The organism is Rothia sp. HC945 (genome assembly GCF_051370785.1).
Lineage (GTDB): Bacteria > Actinomycetota > Actinomycetes > Actinomycetales > Micrococcaceae > Rothia.
Genome location: NZ_JBFCSN010000001.1, coordinates 1,647,851 through 1,662,940, shown reverse-complemented (window position 1 = coordinate 1,662,940; position 15,090 = coordinate 1,647,851). Strand labels below are relative to the sequence as shown.

Sequence of the window (15,090 nt, the reverse complement as noted above, 5' to 3'; positions counted from 1 at the left end):
CCTTACGCCCTCAACTCGATGACGGTGCGTCCCACGGTGAAGGGAACGCCCGGCTCGACGAGCGTGGCGCGGGTCAGTCTCTGATCATTGACGAAAGTGCCGTTGGTGGATCCGAGGTCCTCCAGGAACCAGCGCGAACCCTGCGGAAAGAGGCGCGCGTGGTGGCCGGAGCAGTAGTCATCATCCAGGGGCAGGGTGCAGTCCTGGGCGCGTCCCAGAAGCACGGGGGAATCGCCCAGGCGCGCAATGCTCCCGGTTCCCGGCCCACCGATGATCGCGAGCTGGCTGGGCCGTTTGGGGGCCTGCTGTTTTTCGGTGCCTGCTGTGCCGGTTGCACCGGCTTCACCCTTCTTCTTGTTCTTCTTCCTGCCAGGCAGGGACGTGAACCGCAGGGTCTGTCCGAGACCGAGGTCCCGACGCTGTCCGGCGAGGATCACGAAGACGAAAACCCACAACAGGGCGAGGAATCCGAAACGGAGCAGCGTGACGGTCAGCTCTGAGGCCATTAGCGACTACTCCTCGGGGCCAGCAGACGGAAAGTGATCTTGGTCCGACCCATTGTAATGACTGTCCCGTCCACGAGCTCGCGGCGACCCCTGAGTCGGGTCCCGTCCACGGAGGATCCATTGGTCGAACCCAGGTCCACGGCGAGGAAAACGCCGTCCTGGTTGAGGATTTCCAAATGACGCCGTGAGACGCCCGTGTCCTCGACGGTGATATCCGCTTCCGACGACCGACCGAGAACGATCGAGCTGGCCTGGATCGAGAACCGCTGCCCATTGATGTCCAGAACCGGCTTGTAGCTCGGAGAAGCACCAGGGGATTGTTCCTGCCGCTGCGGGGAAGGAATGGCCTGGGTGGCGTTCTGGTCCTCGCCGTGGTGCCGGTTCGCATTTCCGGCGCCGCGTCCGGGCACGCGAGGAGCTATCCGGGAAGAGCCGCTGGGAAGTCTCCCACTGGATGCGGCCGCGGTGGCCGCGGGAGCGGCGGAGGCGGCGGCGTCGGCCGGATCTGATTCGTACTCAGGTGCGTACCCGGGGGCGTAAGCCGGTTCGGGCTCGGACGGTGTGGTGGTCGCTTGTTGCGCGACCGGCGATGCCCCGCCCCGTCCGCCCTGCTGCGCCGCACCGTAGCGCTCGCTGGCCGCGGCGGCCGACGTCGACGGTGCCGTGCGGGTCGATTGTCTCCTCGATGCCGACCTGCCGGCCCGTTCCTGGGTGGAGAGCACCAGGAATTCGCCCTTCTGAAGCTCTTCCGTGTGTGCTCGGGTGAACGTCACTCGTACGGCGCCCCTGAGGGTGTACCCCTGCGACCTGGCGTGCCGGATGGCGACGTCGCACAGTTCCTCGGCGAGGTCCTGACCCCAGGACTGGGCGCGCGAGAAATCGGCGTCGGAAAATTCGATGGTGAAGACATTGGGCGCGATGGTGCGCCCTTCGGCGATCGCATAGGACTTCTTGTCCATCTCCGAACGCAGTCGACTCGCGACGTCCACCGGCTCGATGCGGTTCTTCGACCCGGCCGAGAAAACCCCTCGCACAGCCTTTTCGAGACTCCGCTCAACGTTTTCAATGAGTCCCATGGGTTGCCTCCTGGTTCTGCGACGTCGGTTCCGAGCCGCCCCTGTTTTAGGGTACGGGCTACCGCAACCGCGTACGGCTTCGGACACAAGGATAGTAGAGACTCATCCTGAATAGACCGTCAACGGCGCATCGAGGCCGCTTCCGCGTGGACGAACAGTCCTCGCGGACCTGGATCTGCAGCGTGTGGACGAGCCGTTCGATGCGCGGAAGAGCGGGCGAGGAGCGGATGCGGGCCGGATCAAATGTGGGGAATGGCCGGGGCGGGTCGCGGACTTTTCTGTGGGTCGTTCGGCGCGGCGAGGTGGCGGTTTCGTGCGCCTTGCGGCGCGAGGTGGCAGTCTTGTGCATCCTGTGGTGCGAGACGGCAACTTTGTGCACTTTTGCCGCCGATTTGTGCGCAGGATCGCCACCTCGGCGCGTTTGCCGCACCAGATTGCCTCCTCGCGGCGGACGTCGGAACGCAGAAGTCGGACGGTGGGAATCGGAATCGGAAACAAGAACGGCAAGAAGGCCAAAATGTGCGCAGCGGCACCACCTCGCGGGGCGCTGCCGCGGGAGCGTGCCCTGGTGGGGTGGGGGTTGCCCGAAGGAGAGGTGCTTGCCGCCGTTAGGTGGAGGTTAAACCGCCACCTAACGGCGGCGGACGACGCCGAATCGGGTAACCGCCACCCAACGCGGCCAGCCCCGACCCGGCCAGCCCCGACCCGGCCCGATGAATGACCTGCCCGGAGCCTCGGGATCTGCGAGGTCACGATGTGAGTGAGGTGTCGGAAGACACCTGCCCCGCGATTGGACAGGCCGCTTAAGGTCTGGGTACGATAATCAGCGTTGCTTTTCGCGCGTCGCCTGCTGGGTGGCGAGCGAGTCACTTGCGCGAGTGGCGGAATAGGCAGACGCGCACGGTTCAGGTCCGTGTGCCCGAGAGGGCGTGGGGGTTCAACTCCCCCCTCGCGCACCCATGGCTCCAAGAGCGAATTTGGAGCAAAAATCCCCGATCAACACATTGATCGGGGATTTTCTTTTAACCTCCTCGTCTCGGTGGAGCTGAAGAAGACCCTCCAAGGACGAGGCCAGAATTGTGCTCTGCCGCACTGTTCACCCGCGGGATAGGGGATCGCCGACGACGTCAGCCCCGTACCAAGAGCTGGTCGACCGACGCCGGCCAACGACACGGATTCGGATCATCGGTCGGCTGGCCTGCCGTCAGGACTCCAGGCAACCGTGGCGCCTTCATCCGGTATCGGTACATGAATAGGGCGGATCAGTAGGCCTTGTCGCGCTGGGGGACCACCAGGTGGATCACCGCGAACCGGCCGTCGTCGACGGCGTGCAGCGCGTCGTCGAGGGCCTGGGGCAGGGATTCGTTGTCCTCGACGCGGATTCCGAAACCGCCGTAGGCCTGGGCCAGAAGGGCGAAATCCGGGTTCTGCAGCTGGGTTCCGCTGATCCGTTCGGGATACTGGCGCTCCTGGTGGGTGCGGATGGTTCCGTACTCGCCGTTGTCGGCTACGATGACCAGCGGTTTCGCGCCATACTGGGTCGCCGTCGCCAGCTCCTGGCCGTTCATCAGGAACTCGCCGTCGCCCGCGATCGAAACAACGAGTCGTTCCGGGTGACGCAGCGAAGCCGCCACCGCGGACGGTACCGAGTAGCCCATCGAACCGTTGCGCGCAGAAATCATCCGCGCATAGCCGTGGGTCGGGAAGTAGCGGTGGGCCCAGTTGGTGTGCTCACCGGCCCCGAAGGTGACCATGCAGTCTTCGGGCAAGCGGGGGACCAGGTTGCTCATCAGCGAGTCCATGGTGACCTGGCCTGAAGTTTTCGTTTCGGGGAGGGTCGAAAACTCGACCTGAAGGCCCCGGAGCTTGTCCCGCCAGCTCTTCCACGAGTCATTGACGGGAAGATCCATGCGCAGAAGATCCCGCACGAAAACGTCCGGTTTCGCCACGATCTGGTGCGTGACCGGGCCTGAGCGTCCCCGGAGTCCCGGGTCGATGGTCACCAGGAAGTTCCTTTTGTTCCAGTCCTGTCGAGAGGTGAAGCCTCCGGTGATGACGTCGCCCGGAACCGTACCCACGAATACGATCAGGTCCGCCTCGTCCAGAACCCGCTGAGAATGCGCAGGACGCCCGTACCCGAGGGGACCGATGTAACTGGGGGACGTGAAGGGGACGGTGCCCTCGCAGCGCCACTCGGCGCCCGCCGGCAGATCGTGGGCCTCCAGCCATGCGGTGAAATCGGCCGCGGCCTTCTGGGTCCAGTCGTTGCCCCCGAACACGAACAAGGGTTTCTCCGAGTCGAGGAGAGCGTTGTGGAGTTCTTTCCAGTCGCTGACCGTCATGCCGCCCATGGCGATCGGGATCTGCGGATGCGGGACGGGATTAATCTGTTGCTGAATGATGTCCTCGGGCAGGCCGACGACGACGGGCCCGGGCCGCCCCGAACGTGCCGCAAAGATCGCCTCAGCGACGAGTTCATTGGCCCGTTCCGGGTGGTCGAGCACCATCACGCGTTTGGCGCCCGTATCGAACCAGGCCTTGGGATCGAATTCCTGGAACGCTTCTTTTTCCCTGTGCTCGAACGGAATCAGCCCGACGAAGAGCACCATCGCCGTGGAATCCTGCCACGCCGTGTGCAACCCGACGTGCGCGTTCGCGGCACCCGGCCCGCGGGTGACCATAGCGACGCCGGGGAGGTCGGTCAGTTTTCCTTCGGCTTCGGCCATGTAGGCGGCCCCGCCCTCATGTCGACAGACGACGGTGTCGATCGACGAGTCGTGGAGGCCATCGAGGACGTCGAGGAAGCTTTCCCCCGGAACGGTGTAAATCCTGTCGATGCCGTGGTTTTCGAGGGAGCGGACGATCGCGTGTCCCGCTGAGGTCATGGAGTGGGTCTCTTTCCGGCGGTAGGAGCGGACGCCGTCGGGCGGTTCGCGCACCGAGTACGGACGGGAACCGAACGGCGTCAGTGGCCTCGACCGCGCGCGTCCTTGCGCGTGGCCCCGGTCACCGGACATCACAGTATCGTTCGCGGTGATCTGGTCCTTAATATTCGTTCGTATGACGGAATCGCCGTGCTGCCGGGGGCGATGAGTCTCGGTGCGGACGTGGGGTCGGTCCGCCTCGCGCCGACCCACGCACGGGGTTGCCACCTCGGCAGCCCGCACCGCCCGGACGACCACGCCCGAACTGACTCAACCTCACCAACCCGCGGCCGTCACGAAATTGCCAGAAAATTCACAGGCTACTAACTTGAATAGCGCGCCTATTCGTGTGCGGCCGTATGCCGGGCCGCCACCCGGAGTCGAGAAACCGGCTCACATCGCCTCGCGGACGGAGCCAGAGAGCGAGTGCGCGATCGAGATCCCGTGGGAATTAGGGCACGTGTGTGCCCGACGCCCACGACTCGTGGACCGGGCCCCAAGTAGTCAGGAGAGAAGTGTCGGATTCGCAGGAGTTCAGTTCGCCGGAGAACGCGACGTCCCGAGGGGTGGAGCGCGAACGCTTCGGTGGTTCGCAGCGTTCCTTCGCTGACGTGGTCGAGCGCAAGGAGAACCGACCTCCTAGTTCGAGCGAGGACATGCGGCGCGGCCCCTCCGAGCTGCGCAAGGCCGCGGAGCCGAAGGTCAACTGGAAAGTCCTGCTCATCTCATCGGCCGTGGTCCTGGCCTTTTCGCTGTGGGCCATCGTCGTTCCGAAATCCGCCGAATCGACCATGAGCCAGGTGGTGGCCTGGATCGCCGAGAACCTGGGGTGGTTCTACGTCCTCACGGTCACCTGCGTGATCCTTTTCGTCCTCTGGGTGGCTTTCTCCAAGCAGGGCAGCGTCCGTCTTGGACCGGACCACTCCAGACCCCAATACAAACTGTTCACCTGGGTATCGATGCTCTTCGCCGCGGGCGTGGGGATCGACATGCTGTTCTACTCCGTGACCGGCCCGGTGACCCAGTACATCCAGCCGATCAACGCGTCTCCCGAGAGCTCCGAGGCAGCCCATGAGGCCGTGGTCTGGACGATGTTCCACTACGGCGTCGCCGGGTGGTCAACCTATTCGCTGCTCGGTATGGCCATGGGCTACTTCGCCTACCGCTGGGGTATGCCCCTGTCGATTCGTGCGGTGCTCTACCCGTTGCTGGGCAAGCGCGTCCGCGGGGCCACCGGCGACGTCATCGACATCTTTGCCCTTGTGGGCACGGTGTTCGGCGTGGCGACGTCGATGGGTATCGGCGTCGTTCTCCTCAACGTCGGCTTCGCCTGGCTCTTCGGACTTCCCGAAGGGCTCGCCCTCCAGATCGCGCTGGTCCTGGTTGCTGTCATCATGACGATTGCTGCCTGCACCTCCGGCGTGGACAAGGGGATTCGCCTGATCTCGGAGCTGAACCTGTGGTCCGCGGCGGCGATGATGATCTACATCTTGGTCACGGGCAAGACGGCCTTCCTTCTCAACGCGATGGTCGAAAACATCGGCCGCTTCGTGTGGTCCCTCCCCGAGCGGACCATGCAGACCATGGCCTATGAAGACGGCGGGTCCGGGTGGATGTCCATGTGGACCCTGTTCTTCTGGGCTTTCTGGCTGGCCTGGGGGCCTTTCGTCGGCCTGTTCCTGGCGCGCATCTCCCGTGGCCGCACGCTCCGAGAATTCGTCATCGCCGCGATCACCGCTCCGGTGATGTGCGACTTCTTCATCGTCACCATCTTCGGCAACAGCGCTCTCTCCCGGGTCATGAGCGGTGACAAGGACTTCGCGCAGCTCGCGATGGATTCGCCCGAAGCCGGGTGGTACGCGCTCTTGGAGAATTTCCCGGGGGCGGCCTTCCTGATCGGCCTGGCCACGCTGTCCGGCTTGCTGTTCTACCTGACCAGCGCGAACTCGGGGGCGATGGTCATGTCGAACTTCTCCTCGACGATTCCCGACCCCTCCCAGGACGGCGCGAAGTGGCTGCGCATCTTCTGGGCCGTGCTGACCGCATTGCTGACGATCGCGATGCTGGTTGCCGGCGGCGTCACGACCATGGAATACGCGACGTTGATCTTCGCTCTCCCCGTCACGATCGTGGCCTACCTGGTCATGGCCTCGTTCTCCAAGGTTCTGCGTATGGAGCGCGCCGAGCGCGAGGGGCGGCTGCTGATGAGGTCGTCGATAGCGTCCGACGGCGGCGTCAAGCCTGAGAAGACCTGGCGACAGCGACTGGCCAGGATGCGTTCCTACCCTTCGCAGCGAGCGGTCAAGGAATTCGAGAAGCAGACGATCGGACCCGCGCTCGAGGCCGTGGCCGCCGAATTCGTGGAGCAAGGATATGCGGCGACGCTCTCCACCCAGTCCAACGAGGAGACGGATGTGGACGAGTGCACGCTCCTGGTAGAGATTCCGGATCACCGCACCTTCCGGTACGAGGTTGCCGCGGTCGAGGCGCCCGTCCCGATGTTCGGTGGCCGCATGTCCCGCGAGATCGACGTGTACTACCGGCTCGAGGTCTTTACCCAGACCGGCTCGGAAGGGTACGACCTCATGGGGCTCACGCAGCAACAGGTGATCGACGACGTCCTGGACCGTTTCGAAGCCCACCTCGGCTTCCTGAAGTACAGCGCGGCGCACGACGCCGTATCGATGGTGACGCCCGGCGAGCACTAGCGGTAGGGCCGGGGCGGGTGCTGATAATCTCAGTTTGCACAGGGGAACCGAACCACACCCGAGGTGAATTGTGTTTGACAGTCCATCACTTCCTCCCGCTCTTGCTCGGTCCGCGCGTGAAGCGGCGGGCGACCCAGAGGCCGCGTTGCGGCTCGCTCCGGACATCGCCGATGCCCTCGGGCTGCCGGGAGGAGGCAACACCCGGCACCTATGGCGCGGCCTGGCCGAGCTGGGCGCCATCGACTTGACCGTGGCCCGCACCATCGAACCCGATCTGGACGCTCGCGCAATCCTCGATCAAGCCGACCGGGTCGCCGGCGATCCTGACGCAGGCATGCCTGGGCAAACACGAGACGTGGGGCTGGTCCCCGGAGCCGTCGGTGGAGCGCGGACTTGGGGTGTCTACGCCGCCGAGTCCCCGGACCATCGGCTCGAGGCCAACCAGGGGAATGATGGCCGCTGGAGGATCACGGGCCGCAAACCCTGGTGTTCCCTGGCGGGGACCGTCTCGAACGCCCTCGTGACGGCTTGGACATCGACCACGGCCCGCAGGCTCTTCGCGGTGGACCTCGCGTCGTCGCGGGTTCGTGCGGGTGAGGACCGCTGGGTCGCCAGGGGACTCAGCCGCGTCCAGACTTCATCCCTCGAGTTCGACGCAGCTCCCGCCGCGCCGGTCGGCGAAGACGAATGGTATTTCACGCGCTCCGGCTTTGCGTTCGGTGGCATTGGGGTCGCGGCAGTCTGGTGGGGCGCGGCATGCAAGCTGGCGGCACAACTTGAGAGCTCATGCCGTTCGCGCACTCCGGACCAGATAGCCCAGTTTCACCTGGGTCAATGTTCACTTGCCCTGGAAGCCGCTCAGTCGGTGCTGGCCGACGCCGCCCACCGCGCGGACACGCTCGACATGGCTGTTGCCTCTACCGCGGTAGGGGCGGAGGCCGCCTGGGCCACGGCCCTGCGAGTGCGAGGGTCGGTGCACCGCGCTTGCGAGGTGGTCCTGACTGCCGTTGGTCACACGCTGGGCCCTGGGCCCCTGACACATGACGATGAATATGCTCGCCGTGTCGCTGACCTGCAGATATACCTGCAGCAGTACAAGCCGGAACGCGACGTTGCCGCCCTGGGCCAGTCCATTCTGGATGGCCCCTCGACCTTTGGGGGTCTCGCGTGACCCCGCGCCGTACCCCCGCGTTCCGTCACGACGACGCCGGAACGCCGGAGTCCGTGTGGGAATCAGAGCCACTGCTCGAGCGTGCAGACCCGTTGCGGCTCGATTGCTTCGACAACCTCGTGGTCGTGGCCGCCCACCCCGACGACGAAACCCTGACGGCTGGCGGCCTCATCGCCGCGGCTTCTTCCGAAGGGATTCGGGTCGACGTCGTCATCGCAACCGCCGGTGAGGCATCCCACCCGGCCTCTCCTACACACGGTCCGGACGATTTGCGCGTTATCCGGGACCGGGAAGTACGAGAAGCCGTCGGTATCCTGGCCCCGACCGCGCGCGTTCATCGCCTCGATTTGGGCGACGGTCGCCTCCGGGAGAGCGTCCACCAGCTGGTCGCCGCGCTGGTGGACGTGATCGGGCAGGCGGCAGGTCGGACGTTGGTCGTCTCGACGTGCCGTACGGACGGACACACCGATCACGAGGCAGCGGGTCAGGCGGCTGCGGCCGCCGCATGGCGGACCGACGCGACTCACCTCGAGGCGCCCCTGTGGCTCTGGCACTGGGGAACCCCGGAGGATCTGTCCGCCCTGGCCGGTGACCGGGCACTTCTGCGCCTGGACATCGACGACGCCGCCCTGGCGGCCAAACGCTCTGCCATGGTCGCGCATGCCTCGCAGACACGCCCCCTCGGAAACGAACCGGGCAACGAGGTCCTCCTGCCGCCGCAGGTCACCAGACACTTCGAGCGGTCATTCGAGATTTTTGTGAGCCCGGGGCATGACGTGGAAAGCCCGTTCGATGAGCTTCATCGCCTCTCCGAGGATCCCTGGCGGACCCGGAGCAGCTGGTACGAACGGCGCAAACGCGACCTCACTGTGGCTTCTCTGCCGAGCCCCCGGTACGGGACTGTGCTCGAGCTGGGGTGTTCCGTGGGAACACTGGCCCGCGACCTGCTCGAACGGTGCGAGAAGGTCGTCGCCGTCGACGAGAGCGCGAAGGCACTGGAACGGGCCCGTCGAGTCTCCGATTCGCCCGACATCGACTGGGTACGGGCCTCCGTCCCGGAGGAATGGGAGACGGTGGCCGAAGGGGCACCATTCGACGCTGTGATCCTGTCCGAGGTTGGATATTTCCTGAGCCCCGAGCGCCTGGCCCGACTCGCCGAATGTATCGCTGACTCCGGGGCGCAGACCGTTGTGGCCTGCCACTGGGTGCATCCCGTGGTCGGGTGGCCTCTCACCGCGCGCGAGGTCCATCGAATACTCGACGAGAGAATGGTTTTGCCGCGCACGGTCACACTGACTGACCCGGACTTCGATCTCGCGGTGTGGTCGGCGACCTCCTCATGGGGCGGTGACCCTGATGGGGCGTGATGACCGAGGGCCGCTCGACGCAGTGCGCGCCGTCGGCGTCGTCGTTCCCGCGCACAATGAGGAAGAACATCTTGGACGATGCCTCACCTCCCTTCAGGCGGCTACTGAGCACCTTGTCCTCCCAGTTCGCGTTGTCGTGGTCCTGGACAGGTGCACAGACGCCAGCGCCCGCGTCGTTGCGCCCTTGACCGGTCCAGCCGATACGAGCGGGGCCTCGGTCGTGATCACGGTGCTCGAAGGACAATTCTCGAGCGTCGGGGCGGCCCGGGCCGCGGGCACCCGTAGCATCGTGGAGGCCTTTCCGACCCTGTCGCCCGAGGTTGTCTGGACCGCCCACACCGACGCCGACTCCCGGGTCCCCCCGACCTGGCTGCGTCGTCAGATTGACCTGGCGCAAGCGGGTCACGACGTCGTTATCGGGAGTGTTGAGCCAGATGAGCCCGTCGAGGCGCCTAGCTACAAGCTGTGGCTCGAGGGGCATCCTCTGGGTGAGGGCCACTCTGCGGTTCATGGCGCAAACCTGGGTGTGAGGATGTCGAACCTTTTCTCGGTGGGAAACTTTCGGGACCTGCGCCTGGGGGAGGACGTGGACGCCGTTGAGCGCCTGAAGGCATCGGGCGCGCGGTGGACAGCCACCGACACCACCCGGGTGATGACCTCCGCGAGGCGGGAGGGACGCGTGCCCGATGGCTTCTCGGCATACATGCGTGAAATGGATCGGCGGATCGACGTCGCCCGGAACAGCGCCGCCAAGAATGTGTCGGGTACGGAATAAAAGGTCGCTGACAAGGGAAAATACTTGCGCAGAAGGCTCGGGCAGGGTTGAGTGGACAGTGAAGCGTACAGCCGTGACATCACGAGAAGAACGATAATGGCTGACCAGTACACGAGAACGCGTCCCCTCACCCGCCAGCGGGCCGAGGATGCCCCCAGGGTGCATCGACGTCGCCCTGCGGTCGGGAGCGCGTGACTGTTCTGCCGGGCTAAGGAGCTCAGCATCTTGGACAACACACGACCGATACCGGTGACTGCGCTGACGATTCCCGCACGATACGTGCGCCACGAGTCCCAATGGGCCCTCCAGGTGTGCGCGAAATTCCAGTGGGAATGCCATGCGACGAGCGGTGAGGTCCGCGACGCCGCGGGAAACCTCATCGCCAAGGACATCAAGGAACTGACCAGGACCATGATCTCCTTGGGGTGGATCATCCCCAAGGACAGGAGCGATCCCCGCGCCGGGATCCTCTGGAATCGCGTGCCCAGGGACCCGACCACCGCGACCGAGCAGGTGCGGTTCCCTTCCCTCGCCCCTGGCTCATTGGCCTCGGGCCACACCGCCGGTTCGGAACGGATCGGAACGTCGCAAGGAAAGGAGTGACACTATGACCACTTCGAATGGTGACAAGGAAGAAAAGGAGCTGTCCGAGGAGGTTCCCGGGCAGGGAGAAACCACCCAGGAAGCCGAGGACCAGCGCATCGACAAGGACGGCAAGAACTCCGAAAAGTGACAGCGCCGAAAAAGGGCCCCGAACATCGATGGATGTTCGGGGCCCCTCTATTGCCTGGGGGACCGGGTGATCAGTCCTCGGTGCCCTCTTCAGGGCGCTGGCCGAGCTCGGCGTCGAGACGGAGGATTCCGGATCCCTCGCCGTCGATGAGCTTGACGCGGCCGATGATCTCCGAAGCCGTGGCTTCTTCCTCGATCTGCTCGTCGACGAACCAGTTCAGCAGCGGGCGGGAATCGAAATCGCCCTCCGCCTCTGCCTCGCGGTAGAGATCGCGGATCGACTGGGAAACCTTTTCCTCGTGGGCCAATGCGGCCTCGAAGATTTCCAGAACGGACAGGCCGGTCTTCACTGCCGGTGCGTTGATCTGGCCGATCTCGGCGTGGTTGCCGCGGTCGGAGAGGTGATCGATGAACTTGTTGGCGTGGACGACTTCCTCATCGGCCTGGTGGCGAAGCCACGCGGCGATGCCGGGAAGGTCCTGCTCGTCCGCCTCGATGGCGAGCTGACGGTAGGTGATGGACGCTTCGAACTCGAGGGTGATCTGGTCCTGGAACTTCTTTTCAAGATCTGTAGACATCTTCATAGGTTCGAGAATATGCCCGTTTGTGCGGCTTGTCAGCCGTGTACAGCCTTTCCTCAGACAGACTTCAGGTGTGCATCGGCTGAATTTAGGTCAGGGTTTCCAAAGTACATTCCTGGGTCATTCGGCAGACAAAAAAGGGCCGTTGGCGAACGCTTGTTCGCCAACGGCCCTTCGGTAGTCCCCCTTACGAGGGGGAATCACGCTCAGATAACGCGGATGCTCGTGGCCTGGAGACCCTTGGGGCCCTGCTCAGCCTGGTATTCGACGTTCTGGCCCTCTTCGAGGCTGCGGAAACCGCCGCCCTCGATAGCGCTGTAGTGAGCAAAGAGATCACTGGAATGGTCATCGGGGGCAATGAAGCCATAGCCCTTTTCGCTGTTGAACCATTTGACGGTGCCTGTAGCCATTATTCTAACTTTCCTTCGTGTCGGTCACCTGGGGTGACCATGTACTCCGCGTCGATTCTGCCGACGCGGTTCTTGAGCTGCTGAACGCAGACGTACTGCTTTAAAGAACTCAAAAATTTTGGGGGTGTTGAAGCGAGATAGTTCTGTCTCCGCTTCGGTTGGTGATGGGATGCTCGCGATATTTTCAGGGGAGCGGTGGTTTCGATGGTGATTGCCGGCGGTGCTGACGGACTTCTTTGTGCGTCTGCGGCTCGACGTGTTCGGTTTCAACCCTACCAGGCGTTGAGCACCGTGTGTGAACGCGTCGTCACGATGACGGAGGATTCCGCCGGGCGCGATGTCTGTGGCTTTTTGTGTCCGACGACGCCGCAATCGCACTCCCGTCTGTTATCGCGGGCGAGGACGCGGCGTCGTCGGCATGTCTCCCGAGACCGCGTCCCGGCTATTTGGCCTCGACTCGGGGCCTGACCCAAACCTCAGTGATCTGCGTGTCCGCTGGCGCGTCGATCACGTGGCGGATCGAACGCGCCACGGTCGAGGGCTCGATGAGCTTGGGAGGCTCGGACTTGGGGTAGTCGTCGTCCCACTGGACCATTTTCGTGTCGGTCGGTCCGGGCGCGACGGTCGCGACCCGGACGCCGTCCTCCGCGACCTGTTTGCGGAATCCATCGGCCGTTGCCTGCAGTGCGTGCTTGGTGGCCGAGTAGATCACGTTGTACTGGTTCGACCCCCGAGAGGCTCCCGAGCCGAGGAACACCACGGTGCCCTGGCTCTCGCGCAGTTGCGGCAGCACGGCCCGCGTGACCTCGGCGGGCGCGGTCACGTTGGTTCGAAATGCGTCCTGCCAGTCGGTGGGGCGGGCGTCTTCGAGCGTGAACCGGGGCGCGACGGCCGCCGCATTGACCAGAGCATCGACACGCGGCAGAAGGTTGAGCACCTGCGCGATGGCGTCGACGTCGTTCAGGTCCATGACCAGCGGCACGATCCCGCCTTCGGGCCCGCCCGATTCAGCGAGCTCTGCGAGTTTTTCCCGATTGCGCCCGATGGCGACGACGAAACGGTCGCGGGAGAGGTCTTGGGCAACTTCGGAACCGATCCCCCCGGAGGCCCCCGTCACGACGACGACGGGGTGGTTCTCGTGGGATGCGGTGAGGTCTCGGATCCTCTCGAGGGATTCGGACACGGTGTTCGGTGTGACGGTCGAGTCGTTCATACAGGTCACTTTACGGCCAGGGTGTGATCAAGGGGAGGGGTGGCGGGGATCGCTGCCGCACGGGGCGGGACCTGGAGTGCTACAAATCATAAATACCTGCGTGTCGAGCACGTTGCCAGGATTCGTCCATCCGTTATTATCAGTACCAGCAACGGATACAAGTCCTTGTACAAACCACCCGGCGAGGCGGCCCCCGACTTTCCGTGATCCTTTTCCTGTCCTGGGGAAAGTCACTTCCGCAACGGAGCATCGGGCACCGTCCACCGCCCGGAAGTGGGTCAGGTTTGCGCCAAGGGTATCCGACGCTGTTCCGGCCGAACACGTGCGACCGGAACTGCTTCCGCACGGAGGTTGGCGACCGACGTCGTACGGCGCCCCTCCATATGGGGGAATTGCGGAAGCTGACGTCCCGCTCGTGCTCGCACTCGAGCGGGACGTTCCATTTAACCTGGTCACAAGGTAGGCGCGGCGTTCAGCTTCGTGTCCAAGTCGTTATCTGTTTAACAGGAGGCTTTCAGGCCATGGGGGGTTGTGTTCCAGTCGGGGCGATTAGGTTAATAAGTACCTCATAAGGTGCGAGTGATTGATGAGAGGCGGACCGCGAATCCGTCTCGGATCATCGGCCGGGGGTGGAGCGTTTTCCCTATAGCTCCACTCCCGGCCGTTGGTTTTTAACAGGGTGGCTTCGGGGCGGGGTTTCGGGCCCTGGGTGGCGCGGATGGATGCGGCGTCCTCGGCAACGGGACTTCGACGCCGCCGCGGTCCCGCTTCGCGTCCGGGTCGGCGGCGGCCCACGGTTCTTTGCGCGCCGCAGGTTCGGTTTTGTGGCGGTTTCCCGATTGCGAGGGTTTCTCCGTCGTTAGGTGGCGGCCAAAACCCCACCTAACGACGGAGAATGCCACATTTGGAGGCAACCGCCTCCCAACGTGGGGGCAAATTCGGGTCTGGAATCGCGGTTGGGGACGGAAACCGCCACCGAATTGGGCAACCGCCTCCCAACGCGGGGTCGGGTTCTCGGTCAGTCCGCCGATTGACGCCGAAAACCGCCACCTGAGCGGGGAACCACCACCTGACGGAGGTCGGGGCGGAGTCGCGAACCGGCTGTTGACGCCGGGAATCGCCACCGAATCGGGCGAACGCCACCGAATCGGGCGAACGCCACCGAATTGGGCAACTGATTCTCGAAGGAGCCTCCGCCCGACGCGTGCCGACGTCCAACTTTGCGGCGTCGTCCTCCCAACACCGTTTTCCACAGATTGCCGGAACGGGTGCCAGGGTCGGTCAACGGCGTCGATAGTGGTCGTATGAACGACAAATGCCCTCCGATAACATCCTCGGACGTCATGACAACCAGATTTCTGCTGGCTCAGGGCGAGACGGAGAAGACACTGAGCCACAAGATTCGCTCAGGGGAGTTCACCCGAATCTCGCGCGGGGTCTATGTCCGCGCCGACCGGTGGCATCAGGCGAATGAGCGTGAAAGAACAATCGCCCGGCACCTCGCGGTATGGAAGACAAATCAGCTCTCGTTCGTCTTTTCTCATGTGTCGGCCGCGCTGTTTCACGACATCAGCCTTCTTCGTCTTCCGGACCGCATCCACATCACGACGCCGTAGCGCACCTTCCC

13 protein-coding genes and 1 tRNA gene are annotated in these 15,090 nt (G+C 64.3%); 8 read left to right on the top strand and 6 right to left on the bottom strand.

Annotated elements, in window-relative coordinates; translation table 11 throughout:
• Positions 1–2 precede the first annotated feature (2 nt).
• Complete coding sequence (locus tag AB0Y14_RS07345; protein WP_436588525.1) at positions 3–506, bottom strand: FHA domain-containing protein FhaB/FipA; 504 nt, start codon at positions 504–506, stop codon at positions 3–5.
• Positions 506–1,582, bottom strand: a complete 1,077-nt coding sequence (locus AB0Y14_RS07340; protein WP_436588524.1) for an FhaA domain-containing protein — start codon at positions 1,580–1,582, stop codon at positions 506–508. The genes AB0Y14_RS07345 and AB0Y14_RS07340 overlap by 1 nt, the downstream gene beginning before the upstream one ends.
• Positions 1,583–2,454: 872 nt before the next feature.
• On the opposite strand from AB0Y14_RS07340, the gene AB0Y14_RS07335 reads away from it, so the two are divergent.
• A tRNA-Leu gene (locus AB0Y14_RS07335) sits at positions 2,455–2,538 on the top strand.
• Positions 2,539–2,844: 306 nt separating this feature from the next.
• Here AB0Y14_RS07335 and AB0Y14_RS07330 read toward each other — a convergent pair.
• Positions 2,845–4,467 carry a thiamine pyrophosphate-dependent enzyme gene (locus AB0Y14_RS07330; protein WP_436588844.1) on the bottom strand — a complete coding sequence of 541 codons (1,623 nt, stop codon included), beginning with the start codon at positions 4,465–4,467 and terminating at the stop codon, positions 2,845–2,847.
• A 554-nt stretch (positions 4,468–5,021) separates the two neighbouring features.
• Between AB0Y14_RS07330 and betT the strand changes: the two genes are divergently transcribed.
• The 6 genes from betT (at position 5,022) to AB0Y14_RS07300 (ending at position 11,260) form a co-directional block, all read left to right on the top strand.
• The gene (gene betT / locus AB0Y14_RS07325) at positions 5,022–7,214 is read left to right on the top strand and encodes a choline BCCT transporter BetT (protein WP_436588523.1); all 2,193 of its coding nucleotides are present in this window, start codon (positions 5,022–5,024) and stop codon (positions 7,212–7,214) included.
• A 70-nt stretch (positions 7,215–7,284) separates the two neighbouring features.
• Positions 7,285–8,385 carry an acyl-CoA dehydrogenase gene (locus tag AB0Y14_RS07320; protein ID WP_436588522.1) on the top strand — a complete coding sequence of 367 codons (1,101 nt, stop codon included), beginning with the start codon at positions 7,285–7,287 and terminating at the stop codon, positions 8,383–8,385.
• Positions 8,382–9,752 carry a PIG-L family deacetylase gene (locus AB0Y14_RS07315; RefSeq protein ID WP_436588521.1) on the top strand — a complete coding sequence of 457 codons (1,371 nt, stop codon included), beginning with the start codon at positions 8,382–8,384 and terminating at the stop codon, positions 9,750–9,752. The genes AB0Y14_RS07320 and AB0Y14_RS07315 overlap by 4 nt, the downstream gene beginning before the upstream one ends.
• Complete coding sequence (locus tag AB0Y14_RS07310; RefSeq protein WP_436588520.1) at positions 9,742–10,527, top strand: glycosyltransferase; 786 nt, start codon at positions 9,742–9,744, stop codon at positions 10,525–10,527. The genes AB0Y14_RS07315 and AB0Y14_RS07310 overlap by 11 nt, the downstream gene beginning before the upstream one ends.
• Positions 10,528–10,752: 225 nt before the next feature.
• Complete coding sequence (locus AB0Y14_RS07305) at positions 10,753–11,130, top strand: hypothetical protein (RefSeq protein WP_436588519.1); 378 nt, start codon at positions 10,753–10,755, stop codon at positions 11,128–11,130.
• A 4-nt stretch (positions 11,131–11,134) separates the two neighbouring features.
• Complete coding sequence (locus AB0Y14_RS07300; RefSeq protein WP_436588518.1) at positions 11,135–11,260, top strand: hypothetical protein; 126 nt, start codon at positions 11,135–11,137, stop codon at positions 11,258–11,260.
• 70 nt (positions 11,261–11,330) lie between these two features.
• On the opposite strand, the gene AB0Y14_RS07295 is transcribed toward AB0Y14_RS07300, so the two are convergent.
• From AB0Y14_RS07295 to AB0Y14_RS07285, 3 genes are all read right to left on the bottom strand, one after another.
• The gene (locus tag AB0Y14_RS07295) at positions 11,331–11,843 is read right to left on the bottom strand and encodes a ferritin (protein WP_436588517.1); all 513 of its coding nucleotides are present in this window, start codon (positions 11,841–11,843) and stop codon (positions 11,331–11,333) included.
• 203 nt (positions 11,844–12,046) lie between these two features.
• Positions 12,047–12,250 carry a cold-shock protein gene (locus AB0Y14_RS07290; RefSeq protein WP_436588516.1) on the bottom strand — a complete coding sequence of 68 codons (204 nt, stop codon included), beginning with the start codon at positions 12,248–12,250 and terminating at the stop codon, positions 12,047–12,049.
• 442 nt (positions 12,251–12,692) lie between these two features.
• The gene (locus tag AB0Y14_RS07285; RefSeq protein WP_436588515.1) at positions 12,693–13,463 is read right to left on the bottom strand and encodes an SDR family NAD(P)-dependent oxidoreductase; all 771 of its coding nucleotides are present in this window, start codon (positions 13,461–13,463) and stop codon (positions 12,693–12,695) included.
• 1,343 nt (positions 13,464–14,806) lie between these two features.
• On the opposite strand from AB0Y14_RS07285, the gene AB0Y14_RS07280 reads away from it, so the two are divergent.
• Complete coding sequence (locus AB0Y14_RS07280) at positions 14,807–15,079, top strand: hypothetical protein (RefSeq protein WP_436588514.1); 273 nt, start codon at positions 14,807–14,809, stop codon at positions 15,077–15,079.
• Positions 15,080–15,090 lie beyond the last annotated feature (11 nt).